Annotated in this window: 16 protein-coding genes and 1 tRNA gene; 13 read left to right on the top strand and 4 right to left on the bottom strand. The window is 64.5% G+C overall.

Annotated features, from left to right (window positions below; translation table 11 throughout):
• Positions 1–60 precede the first annotated feature (60 nt).
• Entirely contained in the window at positions 61–813 is a 753-nt protein-coding gene (locus HGI30_RS07920) for an SDR family NAD(P)-dependent oxidoreductase (RefSeq protein ID WP_168907128.1), read from the bottom strand.
• A 50-nt stretch (positions 814–863) separates the two neighbouring features.
• On the bottom strand, positions 864–1313 hold the full coding sequence (locus HGI30_RS07925; RefSeq protein WP_168907129.1) for a MarR family transcriptional regulator: 450 nt from the start codon (positions 1311–1313) through the stop codon (positions 864–866).
• 266 nt (positions 1314–1579) lie between these two features.
• Here HGI30_RS07925 and HGI30_RS07930 point away from each other — a divergent pair.
• Positions 1580–1652, top strand: a tRNA-Ala gene (locus tag HGI30_RS07930).
• 222 nt (positions 1653–1874) lie between these two features.
• Positions 1875–2504, top strand: coding sequence for a TVP38/TMEM64 family protein (locus HGI30_RS07935; protein ID WP_168907130.1), 630 nt, complete (start codon positions 1875–1877; stop codon positions 2502–2504).
• Between the two features lie 52 nt (positions 2505–2556).
• Here HGI30_RS07935 and HGI30_RS07940 read toward each other — a convergent pair whose 3' ends face one another.
• The gene (locus HGI30_RS07940) at positions 2557–3474 is read right to left on the bottom strand and encodes a VOC family protein (protein ID WP_168907131.1); all 918 of its coding nucleotides are present in this window, start codon (positions 3472–3474) and stop codon (positions 2557–2559) included.
• Positions 3475–3664: 190 nt separating this feature from the next.
• Here HGI30_RS07940 and HGI30_RS07945 point away from each other — a divergent pair, with 190 nt between their 5' ends.
• The gene (locus HGI30_RS07945) at positions 3665–5050 is read left to right on the top strand and encodes an FAD-binding oxidoreductase (protein ID WP_168907132.1); all 1386 of its coding nucleotides are present in this window, start codon (positions 3665–3667) and stop codon (positions 5048–5050) included.
• A gap of 121 nt (positions 5051–5171) precedes the next feature.
• Here HGI30_RS07945 and HGI30_RS07950 read toward each other — a convergent pair whose 3' ends face one another.
• Positions 5172–6359, bottom strand: coding sequence for an MFS transporter (locus tag HGI30_RS07950; RefSeq protein ID WP_168907133.1), 1188 nt, complete (start codon positions 6357–6359; stop codon positions 5172–5174).
• Positions 6360–6490: 131 nt separating this feature from the next.
• Here HGI30_RS07950 and HGI30_RS07955 point away from each other — a divergent pair, with 131 nt between their 5' ends.
• From HGI30_RS07955 to HGI30_RS08000, 10 genes are all read left to right on the top strand, one after another.
• Positions 6491–6862: a winged helix-turn-helix transcriptional regulator gene (locus HGI30_RS07955; protein WP_168907134.1), complete on the top strand. Its 372-nt coding sequence runs from the start codon at positions 6491–6493 to the stop codon at positions 6860–6862.
• Between the two features lie 145 nt (positions 6863–7007).
• Entirely contained in the window at positions 7008–7496 is a 489-nt protein-coding gene (locus HGI30_RS07960) for a PH domain-containing protein (RefSeq protein ID WP_168907135.1), read from the top strand.
• A gap of 167 nt (positions 7497–7663) precedes the next feature.
• Positions 7664–8074, top strand: a complete 411-nt coding sequence (locus HGI30_RS07965) for an RrF2 family transcriptional regulator (RefSeq protein WP_168907136.1) — start codon at positions 7664–7666, stop codon at positions 8072–8074.
• Between the two features lie 97 nt (positions 8075–8171).
• Positions 8172–9089, top strand: a complete 918-nt coding sequence (locus HGI30_RS07970; RefSeq protein WP_168907137.1) for an NAD(P)/FAD-dependent oxidoreductase — start codon at positions 8172–8174, stop codon at positions 9087–9089.
• A 376-nt stretch (positions 9090–9465) separates the two neighbouring features.
• On the top strand, positions 9466–14949 hold the full coding sequence (locus HGI30_RS07975; protein WP_168907138.1) for a glycosyl hydrolase family 28-related protein: 5484 nt from the start codon (positions 9466–9468) through the stop codon (positions 14947–14949).
• Positions 14950–15220: 271 nt separating this feature from the next.
• Positions 15221–16918 (top strand): carbohydrate-binding protein, encoded by a 1698-nt coding sequence (locus HGI30_RS07980; protein WP_168907139.1) that lies wholly within the window; start codon positions 15221–15223, stop codon positions 16916–16918.
• A 234-nt stretch (positions 16919–17152) separates the two neighbouring features.
• Positions 17153–18532 carry an ABC transporter substrate-binding protein gene (locus HGI30_RS07985; protein WP_168907140.1) on the top strand — a complete coding sequence of 460 codons (1380 nt, stop codon included), beginning with the start codon at positions 17153–17155 and terminating at the stop codon, positions 18530–18532.
• A gap of 86 nt (positions 18533–18618) precedes the next feature.
• Entirely contained in the window at positions 18619–19512 is an 894-nt protein-coding gene (locus tag HGI30_RS07990; RefSeq protein WP_168907141.1) for a carbohydrate ABC transporter permease, read from the top strand.
• A gap of 9 nt (positions 19513–19521) precedes the next feature.
• A complete protein-coding gene (locus tag HGI30_RS07995) occupies positions 19522–20340 on the top strand; it encodes a carbohydrate ABC transporter permease (RefSeq protein ID WP_168907142.1) in 819 nt (272 codons plus the stop codon).
• 61 nt (positions 20341–20401) lie between these two features.
• A complete protein-coding gene (locus HGI30_RS08000; RefSeq protein WP_168907143.1) occupies positions 20402–21625 on the top strand; it encodes an enolase C-terminal domain-like protein in 1224 nt (407 codons plus the stop codon).
• Positions 21626–21653: the final 28 nt, after the last annotated feature.

Raw genomic sequence — 21653 nt, forward strand, 5'->3', positions numbered from 1 at the left:
AGCCCGAACCGTCTTCGTGCATGCGAAGAGGCTCGGGCTTTTTGGCGCGACGTGACCGAATTACTTGGCGTAGTAGCCGCCGTCGATCGGCAGCTCGACGCCGGTAATATAGGAGGACTCGTCCGACGCGAGGAACAGCACGCCGTTCGCGATATCCTCGGCTTTGCCGAGGCGAGGCAGCGGCGTCTGCATCTGGAACCACTGCACCATCTGCGGGTCCTTGAACATGTCGACGGTCATCGGGGTCTCGATGAATCCGGGATGGATCGAGTTGCAGCGGATGTTGTGCTTCGCATAGTCGACCGCGGTCGCCTTCGTCAGCAGGCGGACGGCGCCTTTGCTGGCCGTGTAAGGGCCGGTGCCGCTGCCGCCGGTGAGGCCGGCGATCGAGGAGATGTTGATGATGGAGCCGCCGCCCGCTTCGATCATCTGCGGGATGACGTATTTCTGGCCGAGGAAGATGCTCGTGACGTTGATCTTCATCACTCGCTCCCAGTTGTCGACCGTCTGGTCCATGAACGGAGTGGCGTCCGAGATGCCGGCGTTGTTGACGAGGATGTCGATCTTGCCAAAGACGGACACCGCCTCCGCGACGACGCGCTGCCAATCCTCTTCGGAGGCGACGTTATGCTTGAAGCCTGCGGCTTCTCCGCCGGCTGCCTTGATTTCCTCGACGACGGCCTGGAGCTTGTCCTCCTGCAGGTCCGTGACGACGACCTTCGCGCCTTCCTTGGCGAACAGCAGCGCGTCCGCCTTGCCCATGCCGCCGGCGGCGCCGGTTACGATCGCGACTTTTCCTTTGAGTCGATCCATGGTTGATTCCTCCGCATTCAGTTGGATTGTCGTGGACGTTGTTGCCCATGCTAAGATGTCCCGGTGGAGTCCTTTTCTTGCTGCAAATGAGCGATCAGCTGCCGGTACGAGCGTTCGAGCAGCATCCGCTCCTCTTCGGTAAAGCCTTCCCATGCCCCGTCCATCAGCTCTTCGAACCGGTCCAGCAGTCCTTTTTCGGCTGCCGCTCCGGCTTCCGTAATCTGCAGGAACACGATTCGCCGGTCCTGCTCGGAGACGATCCGCTCGACGTAGCCCTTCTGCACGAGCTTCGTGCTGAGGTTCGTCACGGCGGACGGCGTCACCTCCAGGCGTGCGGCCAGCTCGGACGAGGCCTTGCGGCCTTCGCGGGCCAGCGTCTGCAGGATCGCGTACTGCGGCGCCGAGAGGGAAGGGTCCTGCAGCTTGGTGAAGCGCTCGACGAGCGTCTGCATGTACTCGCCGATCAGGCGGGATAGAGGGTGCTGCGGATTCAGCGGCAATCACCTCGCGTGTCGATGGGATTCATCGATAATAGTTAATAGGTCTTAACAGTTAATAGAGTAGAACATTTTTTCGAAGAAAGCAAATGGCATTGGCCGGAAACTCGGCGGTGTGACGCAGCCGTTTGACGCCTTGCCCGCAGCATCAAAAGAATGGCGAATAAAGTGTTGACACTTCATTTAGTCACATGGTATATTCTTTCTTGTCGCGGTAAGCAAATCTCTTCGAAATAGAAGCAGAGGACATACATACGACATCCCTATACGGGGCCTTAGCTCAGCTGGGAGAGCGCATCGCTGGCAGCGATGAGGTCAGGGGTTCGATCCCCCTAGGCTCCATAGAAGCAGAACACCATCACAGCCTGTGATGGTGTTTTTCGTTTCATTTATAGGGCCCAGAGGAGGACGGATTTCGGGTTCAGCCCTCGGATAAAATGAACGAATTTCGGTTCCCGACAATCTTTGGACATCGCTGCGATATCCGGTACGGTTGTATCCTCCACGCTGTTTTCGTATTCTTAGAGAAGGCAAGCTAATGACGAACAAGAAGAGAGCGCAGCTATGATGAAAAAAATTTCGATGACGATCCTTTACGCCTGGGTCGCGGTCGTCGTCTATCTGTACCGCGAGCCGATCCTAGGCTGGATCGAGAGCCAGGAGTCGGCCATTCCCGTCATGCTGGCCGCGACCGGAATGGCGCTGTTCCCCGTCATCCCGTATCCGGTCGTCGGCGCCGTCATCGGGGCGGCCTACGGCCCGATCCAGGGCGGCATCGTCACCTGGGTCGGCTCGACCGCGGCTTCCTTGCTCATGTTCCTGTTCATCCGCTACGTCTTTCGGGACTGGGGGAGCCGCGTGCTGGCGCGATACGGCCGGCTGGATCGAATGACGCAGCTGTTCGAGCGCAACGCCTTTCTGATGATTCTTTTCGCGCGGCTTATCCCCTTCATCCCGTCGGTCGTCATCAACGTGTACGCGGCGCTCAGCCGCGTATCGTTCGGCGTGTACGCGACCGCATCGGCGCTCGGCAAAGTGCCGTCGATGCTGCTGTTTGTCATCATCGGCGACGGCCTCGTGTACGATGCGCGCTCGATTTGGGCGGCGGCCGCCATCTACGTCGTCTTTCTGGCCGCCACCCTGACGGGCTATCGCGGGTGGGCGCGGCGCAATTCCATTCGCCAAAGCCCATGACGACAAAAGCCATCCCGCAACGGGATGGCTTTTTTTGAATTCGCTGGCCGATTCAATCTCCCCGATAAGTCCGCTCCAGCTCGGCCAGATCGAATTTCTTCATCTTCAGGAACGCTTTCGTGACGCGATCCCGCTGCTCGGGCGTCCCTTCGCCCAGCATCTTGTCCATTACGGCGGGAGTAATTTGCCAGGAAACCCCATATTGGTCCTTCAGCCAGCCGCATTGCTCGGCGGCAGGAACGGCGGAGAGCTTGTCCCAATAATAGTCGATCTCCTCCTGCGTCTCGCAACGGACCACGAAGGAAACCGCTTCGTTGAACTGGAACGCGTGGTCATATGCGCTGTCCATCGCCGTGAACCAGGTGCTTCCGAGCCGGAAGTCGGAGAACAAGACGTGGCCCTCGCGATCGTGCTCCTGGCCGGGGCCGTAGCGGACGAGCTGGCCGGGCTGCGAGTCGCGGAACACCGAGAGGTAGAACGCCCGCGCTTCCTCCGCCTTGCCGCAGTTGGCGCCGACGAACATCAGGGAAGGAATGATCGGCGGACGGGGCTCCCCGTCCGGATTCGTCAGCATGAGCTGCCAGTTGACCCCGTATTTGTCCTGAATCCAGCTGTAATGCTTGCTGAACGGGTAGGACCCGAGCGGCATGAGAGGCGTTCCTCCATCGGACAGCTTCTCCCATGCGTCATCCAGCATGTCCTTCGCATTCGGTTCCCGCGACGGATCGAAGTTGGCGAAAAACGAAATGGAAGGATTCACCTTGAAATGCGGTCCTGCCGAAATCGCCATGAACGGCTGCCCCCAGACGCGGAACGAGACGATATGGGCATCGCCGGAAGGCGTGTCGTTCAAAGGCGTCACGCTGTTCAAGCCGGAATCCGGGAAGACCGAGCTGTAAAACTCCGCCGCTTCCTTCGCTTCCTTGTCGAACCACAGATGCGGAACAATCGCTTGATGGATTTTGCTCATGTACCTGGCCTCCTTATTGGATCTCTCTCCATTCTAACCGAAATCTCGCTGCCTGATTTCTTCCCGATTGCTGCAATCCGGGCGATAACCGGCCTGGCCGGCCCATTCCATCCGCTAGAGCCCCTCATACGATAAAGGGCTGCAAGCCGCAGGCATGCGGCATGACCTTTGTCGGACAGGAGCTGGAGTGGTGAAATCCAAAACAAGACTGACCGGGAAGGTCCTTTTTCGCGGGGATCCGGGGTATGATGCCGCGCGCAAAAACTGGGACCCGCATACGGATCGGTTTCCCAAGGTATTCGTCTTTGCCCGGACGGCCAAAGACGTGTCCAACGCCATCAAGTGGGCTCGCGAGAACAAGGTGCCGATCCGGCCGAGAAGCGGCCGCCATGCGCTGGAGGTCAATCTGTCCCAAGTGAACGGCGGCATCGTCATCGATGTCAGCAAGCTCAATGAAATCAAGCTGAACAAGGTCAAGGGCACCGCCGTCGTCGGAGCCGGCAACCGGGTCGGGCGGATCGCCCACACGCTGGCGAAGCAAGGCTTCATCGCTCCTTTCGGCGACAGCCCCACGGTCGGCATCGGCGGCATCACCCTCGGCGGCGGCATCGGCCCGCTCCAGCGTACGATCGGCCTCATCAGCGACAATCTGACCGCTCTGGAAATGGTCGATGCCGAAGGCCGCATCCTCCGAGCGAGCAAGAAGCGGAACGCGGACCTGCTGTGGGCCTCCCGCGGGGGCGGAGGAGGCAACTTCGGCGTCTGCACCAAGTATAAGTTCAAGGTTCGGAGGGCTCCGGCCAAAGCGACCGTCTACCGGATCACCTGGCCGTGGGAGCAGTTCGAGGAGGTGTTCCTCGCCTGGCAGAAGTGGGCGCCGTCCGTCGATACGAGGCTCGGCAGCGAGCTGTCGATCGGGCCGAAGAAGGGCGGCAATGTCAGCATGGAAGGGCTGTTCCTCGGCTCCAAGACCGTGGCGACGCGGCTGCTGGAGCCTCTGACGAGCATCGGGACGCCGACGAGCCGAATCATCCGGCTGCTGCCGTACGATGAAGCGGTCACGTTCCTTCTGCCGCCCGATCCGGTGCTCACGCAGCGCGAAAGCAATCAATTCTCCTCCGGCTTCGCCCGCCGGCCGTTCCCAAAAGCGGCGCTGAAGCCGATGCGCGAGTTCCTGGAGAACATCGAGGGCGAGTTCGCCGGGTTCTTCTTCCTCAACTGGGGCGGAGCGGTGAGCCGGCCGGCGCCTCGCTCGACGGCGTTCTATTGGCGCGACGCGAAGTTCTACGCGGAGTGGAACAGCTCCTGGATCAAGCCGAGCCAGGCAGCCCGGAACATCGCGATCGTGCGCAAGACGCGCCGGAGGCTGCAGCCTTACCTCGTCGGGTCCTACATCAATGTCCCGGACCAAGGCATCAAGGCTTCCGGCCCGGTCTATTACGGCAAGAACTACCCCCGGCTGCGCCGCGTGAAGGCGAAGTACGATCCGGAAAACGTGTTCCGCAATCCGCAGAGCATTCCGCCGGCCAAGCCGGGAACGGCGCTGCGGGCGAAACGGTCCCAGGCCGGCGGTTAGGCCGGGACGACAAGCAAGAGACGAAGCGGAGGCTGGCCTCGCTTCGTCTCTTTTTTTTGCTGCGGCCGCGCCGTTCATCCAAGCGGGACAGACAAGCCCGCGCCCCGCTCGCTTCCGAACCTCAAACCGCGTTTCTCTGTGCTGCCTGGATGTCGGCCCTGCGGCTGAGCGCGAAGCTGGCGAGCGCCGCCGCGAAGCCAAGTCCGATCAGCGATGCCGCAAGCCACGGATGGAATTCGACCGCATCGGTCCGATCGATCAGCCATCCTCCCGCTCCCGCGCCGCCGGCGATGCCGAGGTGGATGACGGAGGTGTTCAGGCTGAGCACGAAGTTGGCCGACTTGGGCGCTTGCTGGATCATATAGCTCTGCACCGCAGGGCCGGAGGCGAACAAAGCGAAGAACAGGATGGCGATCAATGCGACCGCGATCGGCGTCGAGAAGGCGAGGATCGGCAGAAGCGCCAGCGCCAGCAGATGGAGCAGGAGACTCGTGCCGAGCGTCCGCGCGGCTCCCCAGCGGTCGACGAGGCTGCCGCCGAGCCGGGAGGCGAATGCGCCGATCAGCCCGAGAGCGAGCAGGAGAAAGGCGATATCCGCCGTTCGGAAGTCCAGCATCTGCTGCAGGTAAGGGGAGATATAGGTGAGGAAGACGGAATTTCCCCCCTCGCGGAGCAGCGAGATCAAAAATGCCGTCAGGATGACCGCGCTGCCCGCATTCTTCAGCTGGCGGGACAACGGAACCGGCTCGTCGCCCTCCACTCGGGGCATGAGGCGGAAAATGACGGCGCCGACGGCTGCACTGAGAGCGCCGAGCAGGACGAAGATCGCTTGCCAGCTCAGCCATTCGGCGATGGCGACGCCGAGCGGCACGCCGAGGATCAGCGCGCTGCTGAAGCCGAGGATGATCGTGCCGACGGACCGCCCCAGCTTGTCGGCCGGTACGAGCTTGGCGGCGACGCCGAGGGATGCGACGAGAAAGACGCCGGAGCTTGCTCCGAGCACCGCCCGCGCCGCCATCAGCGACTCGATCGTCGAGCTCAAGGCGGACCAGGCGTTGCCGGCAATGAAGACGGCCAGCGAGCCGAGCAGCAGCGACTTGCGGTCCGTGCGGCTGGTCAGGACGATGAGCAGCGGGGTCGCGATCGCGAACGACAAGGAATAGACGGCAATCAATTGCCCGGCGACGGCCAAGGAAATATTTACATCCTCGGCGATGCGGGGTAGAATTCCTGATACGACCAGCTCCGAGGTGGCGGTGAGGAACACGCCGAGCGCAAGCAGATAGATCGTAAACGCGTTTGTTTTCATTGGAGATCGTTCCCTTCGGTTTGTTTGATTGGATTATAATTAAGTTTCTTTACTTTGGTAAGTACGCAAAACGGATGGACGTAGTCCAACGCAATGGACGTTCGTTCCGTACGGGAAGGGAGAGGAGCGTCATGGTGAAGCGACACGCAGAGGAAGAGCAGGAGATCGAGGAATGGAGCCGGGAGGGGTCGGATCATCCCCACATCTGCTCGGTGCTCGAAATATTGGGAGCGAAGTGGTCCATCCTGGTCATCGCGGAGCTCTACAAGGGGCCGCGCAGATTTCAGCAGCTGCAGAGGGATGTCGCGGTCGTGCGCACCCAGTCGCTGACGAACGTGCTGCGTCATCTGGAGAGCACGGGAATCGTCCGCCGCGAGGTGTATCCAAGCGTGCCGGTGATGGTGGAATATTCCTTGACGGATAAGGGCCGGGACTTCCAGGCGGCGCTCAAGGAAATGGAGAATTGGGCGATCCGCTGGGGGAGCGGGGAACAAGGGAAGTAGGGGTTGGCCGCTAGGGACTGATTTAACGTAAATGTTCGCTGTCCGACTTCATTTTTAGGCGAAATGCCCGATATAAAAATAGTAGGAATAGTTCGTTGTTCCTATTCAGTCGGATTCTTCCATAATAAATTCGGAGGGAAATACAATGGCGAGCTTCAATAAACAAATCGAGCATGGCAAAAAGCATCTTAAGCCGGGGGAAAAAGTGCTCGGCGCTGTCATGGGAGCATATGAAGGCAAATCAATGGGAAAAAGCGTTGTTAAAGTCGGCATCTTTCTGGCTACGAACGAAAGAGTGTTCTTTTTCGCCAAAAGAATGTTTGGATTCGATTCGGAATCCTTTCCCTATTCCAACATCAGCTCATTCGAATACAGCAAAGGGCTGAGCGGGTACTCGCTTTCCTTTTACGCATCCAACAATAAGGTAAAGATGAACTGGATCAATAAGGGCGAAGTCACGACATTCATCAATGAGGTCAACTCGCGAGTAGGAGTGAAGCAGCCGTCTGGCGAACCGATATTCAAGCAAGAGGACGCTGCGGATCAGATCAGGAAATTATCCGATCTGCTGAAAGATGGCATCATTTCTGAAGATGAATTCGCAGCGAAGAAGAAGCAGCTTTTGGGCGTATAGTTTGAAACGGTTTCATTGCGCGCATCGACAGATGGCATGGCGTGCAAGGGTTGGATCGGCTGGCAGCGGGATGCGAAAGCTCCCTCGCCAGCTTTTTTAAGTTGCGGTTTTGTTAAAACGGGGTTATCATAGACCCAGTGAGTCTACGATAGAGAAGGCGATACAGAATGAAATATTCCAAAGCGACGGATTACGCGATGCATACGATGCTGCACCTCGCGCTCGGCGGGCGGGAAGGGCGCGTCGGCGTCGGAACGCTTGCCGAGCGGATGCAGGTCTCCCCGACGTATTTGTCCAAGATCTTGACGAAGCTTGTCAAAGACGGTCTCGTGGAGTCCTCGCCCGGCGTATCGGGCGGCTACCGGCTCCGGCGCGGCGCCGGCGACATCGCCCTGCTCGACATCATCCAGGCGATCGAAGGCAAGACGTCGCTGTACGAATGCAGCGGCGTCCATCACAATCCCGGCTGCCTCATCCATCGGGCGATGGCGGAGGCCGAGCATAAGATGGAGGCGCATCTGGCCTCCGTCACGATCGCCGATCTGGCCCGCCAGCAGGACCAGAAGGCATCCTCTTGATTCGTATCCCGCCTCGCAGGCGCCCGAGGGCGCACGGAGGCGGGATCGTTTCGGGCTAATTATAGATATCAATACTCTACGATGGAGGCGATTAAGCATGGCGGAAACAAGGCTGGATGCGATCATCATTGGAGGCGGACCTGCCGGACTGAGCGCTGCGCTCGTGCTGGGCCGCGCCCGGCGCGACGTGCTGGTGCTGGACGAGGGCAAGCCTCGCAATCGGGTGACGAAGGAAAGCCACGGCTTCTTGACGAGGGACGGCATCTCGCCGATGGAGCTTCGCCGGATCGGACTGGAGCAGCTCGCTCCGTATCCGTCCGTCCGGGTGCTGGAGGGCAGAGCGGCGGAGGCTGCGGGCGACAACGGCCGGTTCCGTGTCGTCACGCAGGACGGCGAGACGTATGAGGCGCGCAAGCTCATTTTTGCCACGGGCAAGAAGGACCTTCCGCTCGAGGTGCCGGGACTGCAGGAGATTTACGGCCGCAGCGCTTTCGTCTGCCCGTTCTGCGACGGCTGGGAGATGCGAGACCGCAGCCTGGCGATTCTTGCCCGCGGGGATCATGCGATGCATATGGCGAAGCTGCTCGCGGCCTGGACGCCGCAGCGAACGGTGCTTACGAACGGCGAAGGCGGACTGGACGAAGCTCAAATCGCCGAGCTGGAGGCGCACGGCGTCGCGGTGCGGACCGGGACGATCCGCCGGCTGCACGCGCGGGACGGGATGCTGGAGCGCGTGGAATGGACGGACGGGGCGAGCGAACCGTTCGGCGGCATGATTTTTGCCTCGCAGCTGGCGGCGGGCTCCGACTTGCCGCAGCGGCTCGGCTGCCGCGCCGACGAGACGGGCACGGTCGAGGCGAACGAGATGGGACAGACGAGCGTGCCGGGCGTCTATTGCGCGGGCGATGCGATGACGGCCCGCTACCAGATCGTGCACGCGGCAGCGTTTGGTTCGTCCGCAGGCGCGGCGGTCGTGGGCGAGCTGATGATGGAGGCGTGGAACGGCCGGGATTGAAAAAGCCGGTGCGGCTCAGCGCCGCCCGAGCCGCCCCGTAGCGCTGCCTGAGCCGCCCCGTAGCGCTGCCCGGAGGCGCTGCGTCTCCGTCCTTATTCTCGTCGCGGCGGCCCTATCACGCCAGGGACAGCTGGCTTCATACGCCCGACGGCTGGCGGAGACGGGACGGGGAGAATACGTCGCCGAGCTGCGGAAGCGGCATCCGAGAGAAAGGTAGAGGCAGGAGCGACCGAGGAGCCGGACGACGGCTCCTTTTTGGCGTGCGGCCCGGCCAACAAGCCAAGAATGCCATGGTTAAGACCGTATCGCCTCCTACGGGCGGGGCCGTCCATGCCGTATGATGAAAGCGAATTCATGCAAAAGGGAGGAATCGATCATGAACTGGCGCAACCAAGCGCCCCACAGAGCCGCTTCCGTGCTGCTCGCCGTCGTGCTGGCCGGAGCCGCCGCGCTGCCGCATCCCGCCCCGGCGAAGGCCGAGCGGCAAGCGGCGTCCGTCGTGCTGGGGGAGTCGCCCGCCGAGGACGGCATCCGGCCGCGGGCCGGAGACAACCCGGACGGCCTGCGGACGGGCACGCTGGGCGGCAAGGGCTATTGGGAGACGGACCGGACGCAAGGCACGGTCTACCTGTACATGGACGTCGACGACGAGTTCCTGTACGACAATCAGAGCGAAGAGGTGTACGTGACCGCCGAGGTGTACGATGAAGGCACAGGGAAGCTGGTGCTGCAGTACGACTCGGACTCGGCGCCGTTCAAGGATGCGCCGCTGCTGGAGTACGGGGACAGCGGCACATGGAAGTCCTACTCGTTCAAGCTGGCGGATGCGCGGTTCGCGAATCGGACCGGCGGGGCCGACTTCCGGCTCGGCATCGAGGGGGGCGGCGCAAGCGCGGCGACCAACAAGGACGTCAAGCTCGCCTCGGTGACGGTGACGCACAAGCCGAAGCCGTTCTCGTCCTCGGTGACGGAGGTCGTCTATACGCAGTTCCCGACGGAGGACGTCGTCATCGCGGATCATATCGCCACCGATTACGGAGCGGCCGGAGACGGCATCGCCGATGACACGGCCGCGATCCAGCAGGCGCTCGACACGGCGGGCGCCCGGGGCGGAGGCGTCGTCTTCCTGCCGGCGGGCCGATACCGGCTCGACGGCAGCCTGACCGTGCCGACCGGCGTGACGCTGCGCGGCGACTGGACAAGCCCGGAGGACGGCGGAGGCGTGCGCGGCACGGTGCTGGAAGCGCATGCGGGGCGCGGGGAGGCGGGCGGCGACAGCCTGATCCGGCTCGCCCAGGCGAGCGGCGTGACGCATCTGTCGATCTGGTATCCGGAGCAGGATGCGGCGCAGCCGGTCCCTTATCCATGGTCGATCGAGCAGCTGAGCGGCGACAGCGCCACCGTCCGCAACGTGACGCTGGTCAACGCCTACAACGGCATCAAGATCGGACCGTCCTGGAACGAGCTTCATTACGTCAAGAATCTGTACGGCACGGTGCTCGGCACCGGCATCTTCCTCGACTTCACGACGGACATCGGCCGGCTGGAGGGCATCCGCCTGTCGCCGGACGTCTGGGCGGACTCCGGCCTGCCCGGCGCGCCGGCGCGAGCCGCTGCCGCCGCCTGGACGACCGCCCATGCGGAGGGCATCGTCATGGGGCGCTCCGACTGGGAGTACATGTCGGACATCCGCCTCAGCGGCTTCAAGACCGGGCTGCGCGTCACGACGCGCACCGACTCGCTGGAGACGGCCAACGCCCAGTTCTATGACGTGCATGTGGACGAGAGCCGCACGGCGCTCAAGATCGAGGGCGTCAACGATTACGGCCTGCTGATCTCGGCGAGCAGCTTCGCGGCGGACCAGGGACCGGAGCCGGTCGCCGTGCATGCGGGCGAGGGCTTCCACTCGATCGTGCAGTTCAACGATACGGCGGTCGGCGGCCGCACGCGCAGCGCGGTCGTGAACGAAGGCAGCGGCGTGCTGTCGTTCGAGAACAGCTCCATCGGCGGCTATGACGAAGCGCGGGGCTTCGGCATCGAGGCGGAGGCCGGCTCGCTTATTCTCGGGGCGACCGAGTTCGAGGGGGAGAGCGCGCATGTCCGCGCCGGCAGCCAGGCGGCGTCGGTGCGCTCGCTCAACTCCGGCCATGACGGAACGCTGGATCTGGACGACGCAAGCGAGTCGGCGGACATCCGCATCGACATCGATGCCGGGATCGTCCACCAGCCGCTGCCCGTTCCGGCGGCGCTCGACGCCCCGGCCAGGCCGAAGCCGGCGACGGCCAGCCTGTACAACATTGCCGCCGCGCCGTACGGGGCCGACAAGACGGGCGCTTCGGACGCTTCCGGCGCGCTGAGGCAGGCGCTGGAGGACGCGGCGGCAGCCGGGGGCGGCACGGTGTTCGCACCGGCGGGCCGCTACCGGGTCGACGAGCCGATCGTCGTGCCGTCCGGCGTCGAGCTGCGGGGCAGCTGGGACGTGCCGCATCATACGATCGGCGGCGGCACGGCGCTGTTCACGAACGTCGGCGAGAACGATCCGGACGGCGAGCCGTTCCTCTCGCTGGAAGCCCATGCCGGGGTACGCGGCCTGAACATCTACTACGACCGGCAGGACTGGACGTCGATCAAGCCTTACTCCTGGACGGTGCAGGGCCGGGGCGAGGGCGTCTACCTCATCGACGTCACGTTCCCGGACTCCTACCGGGCAGTCGACTTCGCCAGCTACGACACGTCGGGGCACTACATCGACTATGTAGCGGGGTCCCCGCTTCGCGACGGCATCCGCCTCGGCGGAGGCGCCCGCGGCGGCATCGTGCGCAACGTGCAGTTCAATCCGCACTACGCGGCGCGCAGCACGTATCCGAACCACCCGACCGACGAGCAGTTCAACGATGTCTGGACGTTCCAGAAGGAGAACCTCGATGCGTTCCGCGTGGGGGACGTGCAGGAGCAGACGCTGTTCAATACGTTCGTGTACGGCTCCCTGTACGGCATCCACATGGCGCCGGAGAACGGACGGGGGCCGGAGGCGATCGTCATCGGTCACGGCACCGACGGCAGCAAGAAAGGCGCTTACCTGGAAGCGGGCGGCCCGAACGGCGTCGCCTTCGTCAACACCGAGCTGGTGTCGATGAGCTCGCAGGACAAGGTCTACATCGAGACGGACGCGGCCTTCGCGAGCCGGGCAGAGTTCTACAACAGCTCGATGTGGGGCGATACGACCCGCTCGGCCGTCGTGGGCGGCGGCAGCCTGCTGCTGCAGCAGAGCAATTTCACCGTCGTCGGGGATAAGGGAGTCTCGGCGCTCGGAGGGTCGGCCGCGGTGCTCGATTCCTACTTCCAGCAAGCGGGCACGACGCATCTGCATGCCGGTCCCGACGCCGTGCGGCTGTCGGCTTCCAACAATCTCTACCGCGGCGGCCTCAAGCTGGTCAGCGAAGCCCCGGGGAAGGCGGAGGGCACCGACATCCTGCCCGTCTCGCTCGACGTGATGCGGCAGCCGTACGATCCGGCCCGACCGGAGCGGACCGGCCGCTGGATCGAGCTGGCCAACTCCGGCAGCGCCCAGCCGCTGTCCGGCACGGTGCGGATCGCGCAGCCGTCCGACGCGGCGGCCGCGATGAAGCCGGTACGCTTCGAGGGGCTGGAGCTCGGCGCTGCGGCGCGGATCGATCTGCCGCATCTGGCCGCCGACCGGCTGACGGCCGAGGTGGAGCTCGACGGCGGCAAGACGTACACGCTGAGCGGCGAGCTCGCCCGCTCCTATGCCGTCCGCGCGGGCGGCGGGGAGACGGGGCCGGCCGTGCTGCTGGACGACGCGGGGCATTACAGCAGCGTCGGCGGCAAGTGGCGCGGCAAGGACGATCTGAGCGTCTCCGCCCGGCTCGCGTGGGATGACGACAAGCTGTACGTGGACGTCGACGTCAAGGACGACGCGCATGCCCAGAGCTGGAGCGGCGGCGACATCTGGCAAGGCGACAGCCTGCAGCTCGGCGTCGATCTGGCCCGCGCGGACGGCGCGGACAGCGCGCGGGTGAACGAGCTCGGCTTCGCGCTCGGCGCGGACGGCGCGGTCAGCAAGTGGAGATGGCGCGCGCCGCAGGGCGGCTCGACCGGCTTGCCGCTCGCGCAGGCGTCGATTGAACGGGACGAGGAGGCGAAAACGACCTCGTACCGGATCGCGCTGCCGATAACGGAGCTGTATGGAAGCGGCACGCAGGAAGGCGCGGCCGGGCTGCTGGGCTTCAGCCTGCTCGTCAATGAGAACGACGGCCAAGGACGAGCCGGCTTCATGGAATACCACGGCGGCATCGGCAAGAGCAAGGACGCGTCCGCCTTCGGGGAGCTGATCCTGCTGGACCGCAGCTTCGAGTCGATCCGGGAGCTCTCGGCGGAGGAGGCCGTGCGGCAGGCGGAAGCGGCGGGGAAAGAGACAAGCGTGGATGCGGCGGCAAATTTCGTCGCGCTGCTGCAGGCAGGTCCGCTTCGGCAAGGACTGGAGGCGAGGCTGCAGGCGATCGGCGGCGGACACACGACGCCGACGCCGAGCCCGAGCCCAAGCCCGTCGTCGGGCCCGACGCCAAGCCCGAGCCCGACGCCGACTCCGTCTTCGTCCGGTGACCCGGCGGAAACGCCGGCGCCGACCGCCGCTCCAGGTCCGTCCGCGCCCGATCCTGGCGCCGGAGGCGGCAGCGGCGGCCCATCGGCTTCGCCGGAGCTGGCGCGCATGGCGGACGGCTCGGTAATCGCGCGCCTATCGCCCCTGGAAGGCTCCACGGCGCAAGCGCTGCGCGGCGGCATTGACGCCGATGAGCTGGCGGAGGCGTTCGAGCTTGCCTCGCTTCGCCGGGATGGAGTCAAGCAAGTCCGCCTGAAGCTGGAGGGCGATCCGCAGGCCGCCTATTCGATTTCCGTTCCGAGCGGCTTTCTGGACGGGAAGAGGGATCGCCTCCTGACGCTGGACACCCCTGCCGGCAGCCTGCGGCTGCGCGGGGACCTGCTGCCTGCGGCGGAGGGCGGAGCCGCCCCGGGCGAGCTCATCGTCACGCTGCGGCCGCTGGAGCCGGGAGCCGGCGCGTCCGGAGCGGCGGTATCGCTCGCGATCGACGGGCGGCCGGTCGGTTCGTTCGCGGTTCCCGCCGTGCTGACGATGCCGTGGCGGACGGAAGGAGCGGGCGCGGATGGACTCGCCGTCCTGGCGCGCCGAAGCGACGGAGCTCCGGTCGCCGCCAGCCGCGGCAAGAACGGCGCGGTCGAGCTGCTGATCCGGGAGGCAGGCCGTTATGCCGCGGTCCTGAGCGCCGGAGAAGCGGCGCCAGGGTCCGTTCCGGCCTGGGCCCAAGCCTCCTCGGAAGGTCTGCATGCCCGAAGCATCGAGCTTGCCGCAGGAGACGGCTCCGCGCCGACGGCGCCGGTCACGCGGGCATCGTTCCTGGCGGCGCTCGTGCAAGCGCTCGATCTGCCTCTTGCGGAAGGCCCGGCCTTTTCCGACGTGCCGTCCGGCTCTCCGCTCGCGCCGCCGCTCCGCACGGCGGCCCATCTCGGCATCGCCTCCGGCACGGGCGGGGGGAGGTTCGAGCCGGCGGCGCCGCTGTCGCGTCAGGATGCGGCCGTGTTCATCGATCGCGCGCTGGAACGGACGCTCCTGCTGAAGCTGGAGGGCGGAGCCTCGAAGCTGGCCGCCTATTCCGACTCGGGCCGGGCGGCCGTTTATGCGGGCGGCAGCCTCGGCAAGCTGATCGAGGCCGGCTGGCTGCGGGGAGACGGCGGCTCGCTTCGTCCGGCCGCGCCTCTGACCGCTGCGGAAGCGGCCGTCCTGCTGCATCGCATGCTCGAAGGCGTGCTCGACCGCCTGTAACGCCAAGCGCCCTCCGCTCCATGGGGGGCGCTTTTTGGCTTGGCGCGCGCTTCGGCGGCCTGGTGCATTGTAATCGCTTGCAAACACTTTGCGATCGCCCTGCAAAAGCTCGTTTTTCCTCCTGTTCAACAAACGGGGCCGCTCCTTAAACTGGAAGAGAAAGCAGCCTCTTCAAGATTCGAGCGCGGCTGCGGAAAGGAGGGCCCGCAGAAAGGACAGGCAGCGGAAGACATTCGACCGCCGGCCGATCAACCATTCCAAGGAGGTCCTTATGAACAATCTTAGCCCATCCCGGCGATGGCGGCCGCTGCTTGGCGCGCTCGCCGCGGCCGCGCTGCTGGCGGCCGGCATCTCCTGGCCTCAAGGCACCGCTGAGGCCGCCTCGGCCTTCGTCCAGACGGCGGCTTCGAGCTACACGAGCCAGTCCGGCATCCAGCTGGAGAATTCCAGCGAAGGCGGGCAGAACGTCGCCTTCATCGACAACGGCGACTACATCGCGTTCTCCAACGTCGACTTCGGCAGCGGCGCGGCCTCGCTGGACGTGCGCGTCGCCAGCAACGCCGGCGGCGGCACGATCGAGGCGCGGCTGGACAGCGCTGGCGGCACGCTTGCCGCGACCTGCGCCGTGCCCGGAACGGGCGGCTGGCAGAACTGGCAGACGAAGTCCTGCTCCGTCTCCGGAGCAACGGGCGTCCACACGCTCTACCTGAAGTTCACGGGCGGAGCCGGCAACTTGTTCAACGTGCTCTGGTTCAAGTTCAACGCGGGGGGCGGCAGCGCCGGCGGCGACGTCGTCGGCAAGATCTTCGCGGGCTACCAGGGCTGGTTCAACGCCTCCGGCGACGGCTCTCCGAACAACGGCTGGATCCACTGGTCCAAAACCAGCAGCGCTCCGTCGACAAGCGGCAACACGAACTTCGAGCTGTACCCGGACATGAGGGAGTACGCCAACAAGTACGCGACCGCCCTCGGCAATCTGAACAACGGCCAGCCGGCGACGCTGTTCTCCTCCTACGACCAGCAGACGGTCAGCAAGCACTTCGAATGGATGCAGGCGTACGGCATCGACGGCGCGGCGCTGCAGCGGTTCGGCGCGGACGAGAGCGACGCCCCGAACGGCTGGAAGACGAACCGCGACAGCGTCGCCGTCAAGGTGAAGAACGCCGCCGAGGCGTACGGCCGCAAGTTTTATGTCATGTACGACATCACCGGCATGAACCCGTCCAACTGGGTGAACGCGGTCAAGCATGACTGGACGGCCAACGTCGTCGGCGGCATGGGATTGACCGGGTCCAGCGCCTACGCGCGCCAGAACGGCAAGATCGTCGTCAACATCTGGGGCATGGGCTTCACCGACCGTCCGGGCACGGCGGCCGAAGCGGCCGGCCTCATCAGCTGGTTCAAGCAGCAGGGCGCCTACGTCATCGGCGGCGTGCCCGCTTTCTGGAGGACCGGGGTGGAGGATTCGAAGCCGGGCTTCCTCGACGTCTACAAGTCGCTCGACATGATTTCCCCCTGGTTCGTCGGCCGCTTCGGCACCCTCACGGACGTCGATCACTGGAAGACGAACTTCTGGCAGCCGGACAAGACGTTCACGCAGCAGAACGGCATCGCGTACCAGCCGGTCCTGTGGCCGGGCTTCTCCTGGTCGAACCTGAAGCCGGGCGCGCCGCAGAACCAGATTCCGCGCCTGCACGGCGACTTCATGTGGAAGCAGGCGTACAGCATGAAGTCGGTCGGCATCGATACGGGCTATGTCGCGATGTTCGACGAGTACGACGAGGGCACGGCCATCGCCAAAGCGGCGGAGAACAGCTCCATGATTCCGTCCGCCCCGTATTTCCTGACGCTGAATGCCGACGGAGTCGCCGTCTCGTCCGACTTCTACCTCCGCCTGACGGGAGATATCGGACGCATGTTCAAGGGCCAGATCGCCGCCACGGCAGCGCATCCGACCTCCCATCAGTGACGCGCACGGCCCCGATTCGCCGCCTGGCGGATCGGGGCTTTTTCCATATGGAGTAAGGCTTTCCGGCCGCAGGAAGGACGTCCCGGGACCCGCTGGAGCGACAAGCCAAGAACGGCCTGCAAAAGCCAACACCGCCTCCTACTTCGTCCGCGCGGGCTGCGGTACGATGGCAGGGAAAGGTGGAGCCGACGCAAGAGAAGCGCATTCATCACGACCTGGAAAAGGGGATTGCACATGAGGAGAAAGAGAATCGCACTGACGGCCGCGCTGGCGGCGACGGCGCTGCTCGCGAGCGCCTGCTCGGGAGGCGGCGACGAGGGCTCGGCCGGCGAGTCCGGCAAGCAGCTGACGATGTGGACGTGGAAGGTGGCCTATACGCCGGGCTTCGAGGCCGCCGCCAAGCTCTATGAGGAGAAGACGGGCATCCAGGTGAAGATCGAGACGTTCACGCCGGACGACACGTACCGCCAGAAATTCCAGGCGGCGGCGAACTCCAAGAACCTGCCGGATGTCGTGCACTGGTGGGCGACGGCCGGCGACTCGATCGAGGGCTCGGTGCTGGAGCTGTCGGGCGAAGTGAAGGAAGACGTCATGGGCAAGTTCGTCGGCACGGCGATGGACCCGATCCGCATCACGCAGAGCCAGGTCGACTCCTGGGCGTCGGACAAGAACGCCACGACCGTGCAGAAGTCGCTCCAGGCCGGCCAGTTCTACGGGCTGCCGCTCGACATCGGGGGCTTCTTCACCTTCTACGGCAACAAGAAGCTGCTGGAGGAAGCCGGCGTGAAGGCGGAGGCGCCGAAGACGTGGGAGGAGTTCGTCTCGATGATGGAGGCGGTCAAGGCGAAAGGCTCGGCGTCCGGCCTCGTGTTCGGAGCGAAGCTGCCGGACCTGTGGGAAAACTGGGCCGGCTCCGCGCTGACGATCATGCACGGCGGCCCGCAGGCGTACACCGACCTGCTGGAGCGCAAGACGCGCCTGAGCGATCCCGGCAACCTGCCGGTCGTGCAGGCGATGGAGACGCTCGCGCAGAAGGACCTGCTCCTGCCGGGCATCCTGTCCACCGACATCGACGGCGCCGACCAGGCGTTCGCGGCCGGCAAGGCGGCGTTCGACCTCGGCGGCTCGTTCACGATGTCGACGCTGCTCGCCATGGGCATGAGCCCGGACGACATCATCACGTTCCCGGTGCCGCCGCTGTCCGGCTCCAAAATCTCGTCGTGGACGACCGATCCGTTCACGCTGACCCAGCTGTCGGTCAACAAGGACTCCAAGAGCCGCGACGACGCGCTCGACTTCATCCAGTTCATGACGACCGACCCGGCCGCGGCCGTCGCCTTCGCGAACGGCGCCTACACGGTGCCGGCCGTCGACCTCGGCGCGGACTCCGCCAACCTGGACGCCAACCTGAAGTCCATCTCCGATGCGTTCGCGAAGGAGCCGGGACCTTACTCCGAGGCGGCTCCGGCGATCAACTCGCTGCGCGGCAAGCACAAGGAATGGGAAGTGTACGCCCAGTCGATGCAGTCGGTCATCGAGAAGAAGATGACGGCGGAGCAAGCGGCCAAGAAGTTCGACGAGACGCTGGAGAAGCTCGAGGCGAGCGGCAACTGAGGCCATCCGCAACCTGTCCCACCGGCCGGCCGGCGCGCGATCGCGCCGGCCGGCCGTCATTCCAACAAGCCTGAAGGTGATGACATATGGCAACGTCCAAAAACAAATGGGTGCCCTACCTGTTCCTGCTGCCGGGAGTGCTGCTGTTCCTCGGCGTCGGCGTCTACTCGGTCGGATTCTCGATCCTGCTGAGCTTCTACAACTGGTCGGGCATCGACTTCTCCACGGCCCGCTTCGAAGGGCTGGCGAACTTCCGGCAGTTCCTGCTCGGAGACGACCCGATCGTGACGCAGAACTTCTACAAGGCGCTGCTGCACAACGCGCTGATCGCCGTCTTCCAGGTCGCGATCGTCGTGCCCGTGGCGCTGGTGCTGGCGTTCACGCTGCAGAATACGAAGATGGCGGCGCTGTACCGCACGATCTACTTCCTGCCGATGATCGCCTCCGGCGTGGCGATCTTCTACGTCTGGAAAGGCCTGTTCGAGCCTGCCGGCGCGCTCAACGCGCTGTTCGCCTGGCTCGGCATGGACTTCCTCGTCGTGCCGGGCGGCATGCTCGGCACCTCGTCCACCTCGCTCGCCGGCATCATCCTGACGACGATCTGGGGCGGCCTGCCGGGCACGCTCATCCTGTACTACGCCGGCCTGACGTCGATCGACCCGACGCTGTACGAGGCGGCGAGCGTCGACGGCGCGAGCAAGGCGACGCTCATTTGGAGGATCACCTGGCCGCTGCTCAAGCCGATCACGCTGATCGCCGTCATCCAGATGGTCAACGGCGCGTTCCAGACGTTCGAGAACGTCTTCATCATGACCGGAGGAGGACCGGGCGGCAGCTCCGAGGTCATCGGCACGCTCGTCTACCGCACCGCCTTCCTCGACAACGACTACGGCCTGGCCAGCGCGATCGGATGGGTGAGCTTCCTCGTGACGGGAGTCATCGCCATCTTCAGCATCCGCTCGTTCCAGGCGGACATCTAGGAGGACCGGATGATCAAGTATCTCAAGCATCTGCTGCTCGTCGTCTACGGCGCCACCTGCGTCTATCCGTTCCTGTGGATGATCGGCACGTCGCTCAAGTCGACTGCGGATTCGCTCGCGAATCCGCAGTCGCCGTTTCCCGTAGCGGCGCCGCTCTGGTCGAACTTCGGCATCGTGTGGAACAAGCTGAACTTCTATCAGTTCTTCGTCAACAGCGTCGTCGTCAGCCTGTTCGTCATCGTCGGCGTCGTCCTCATCTATACGATGATGGGCTACGCGTTCGCCAAGTTCCGGTTCGCCGGCAAAAAGACGATCTACTACATGTTCATCGCGCTGCTGCTCGTGCCGGGCGTGACGACGCTCATCCCGCTGTACATCAACATGACGAACCTCGGCCTGCAGAACTCCTACATCGGCATCATCCTGCCGATGATCAACGGCGCCGCTCCGTTCGCGATCTTCCTGTTCACGAGCTATTTCCGCACGATCTCGCACGAGCTGTACGAGAGCGCCGTGCTCGACGGCTGCGGCAGCTTCAAGATCTACTGGCGCATCTACCTGCCGCTGGCGCTGCCGGCGATCGGCACGATCGCCATCCTGAACTTCATCGGCAGCTGGAACAACATCCTCTGGCCGATGATTATCGTCGACAAGCAGAGCCTGTTCACGCTGCCGATGGGCCTCATGTACTTGGACTCCTCTTCGTTCAAGAAGTGGAACGAGCTGATGGCCGGCGCGCTGATTACGGTTATCCCGATCCTGCTTGCCTTCCCGTTCCTGCAGAAGATGTACGTGAAGGGCATGACAGTCGGCTCGGTCAAGATGTAGCGGCGCGACGACGCGCAAGCACAGCCGGACGGCCCCGGCCGATCCGAAGGAGGACGCGAACATGGCGAAAATCAAGGACATCCGCTGCATCCGCACGCGGGCGAACGCCTGCTGGACGATCGTGAAGGTCGTCACCGACCAGGACGGACTCCACGGCATCGGCTCGGCGTCGGATATGTACAATCCCGAGGCGGTCGTGCAGGTCGTCGAGCAGCTGCTGAAGCCGCTGCTGGTCGGCAAGGACGCCTCGAACATCGAGGACCTGTGGAACACGATGACGCTCAGCGCCTATTGGCGCAGCGGCGGCATCCTCCAGACGGCCGTCGCCGGCATCGACATGGCGCTGTGGGACATCAAGGGCAAGGAGGCGGGGCTGCCGGTGTACCAGCTGCTCGGCGGCGCCGCCCGCGCGGCCGTGCCGTGCTACGGCCATGCCGGCGGCCGGGATCGGGCGGAGCTGGCCGAGGACGTCCACCGCTTCCGCGAAGAGGGCTACACGGTCATCCGCGTCCAGATGGGCGGCTACGGCGGAGGCGGCTTCGTCGACGCTTCGCAGGCGCGGCTGCCGGATGGCGCCTGGTCCAAGGACCGCGTGTTCGACGAGCAGGCGTACGTCTCGTCGATCACGGCGATGTTCGACGGGCTGCGGGCCGAGTTCGGGCCGGACGTGAACTTTACCCATGATGTGCACGAGCATCTGTCTCCGGTCCAGGCGATCCAGCTCGCGCGCAACCTCGAGCCGCATCGGCTGTTCTTCCTGGAGGACGCGCTGCCGCCGGAGCAGCTCGGCTGGTACCGCCAGCTGCGGGCGGCCAGCTCCACGCCGCAGGCGGTGGGCGAGCAGTTCACGCACGTGCAGGAATGGCTGCCGCTGCTGTCCGAGCGGCTGATCGACTTCATCCGCATGCGCGTGTCCAAGGCGGGCGGCATCAGCGCCTGCCGCAAGATCGCCGCCGTCGCCGAGGCGTTCGGCGTCCGCACCGCCTGGCAGGAGGGCGGGGAGAACGACCCCGTCAACCAGGCGGCCGCCGTGCACCTGGACATGGCGATCTGGAATTTCGGCATCCAGGAAGTGAACCATTTCCGGCCGGAGGAGCAGGAGGCATTCCCCGGCCTGATCGAGCGCAAGGGCGGCTATCTGTATGCGAGCGGCAAGCCCGGGCTCGGCCTCGACATCGACGAGGCCAAGGCGGCGGCGCTGCTGAGCCGGGACTGGGACCGCTCGTCGTACCACCATCCATACGAGCTCGACCGCAAGGCCGACGGCACGCTGGTGCGGCCGTAACCCATCTCCATCACGAACCGGGCAGCGA

The organism is Paenibacillus albicereus (assembly GCF_012676905.1).
In the GTDB taxonomy this organism is placed as follows: Bacteria; Bacillota; Bacilli; order Paenibacillales; family Paenibacillaceae; genus Paenibacillus_O; species Paenibacillus_O albicereus.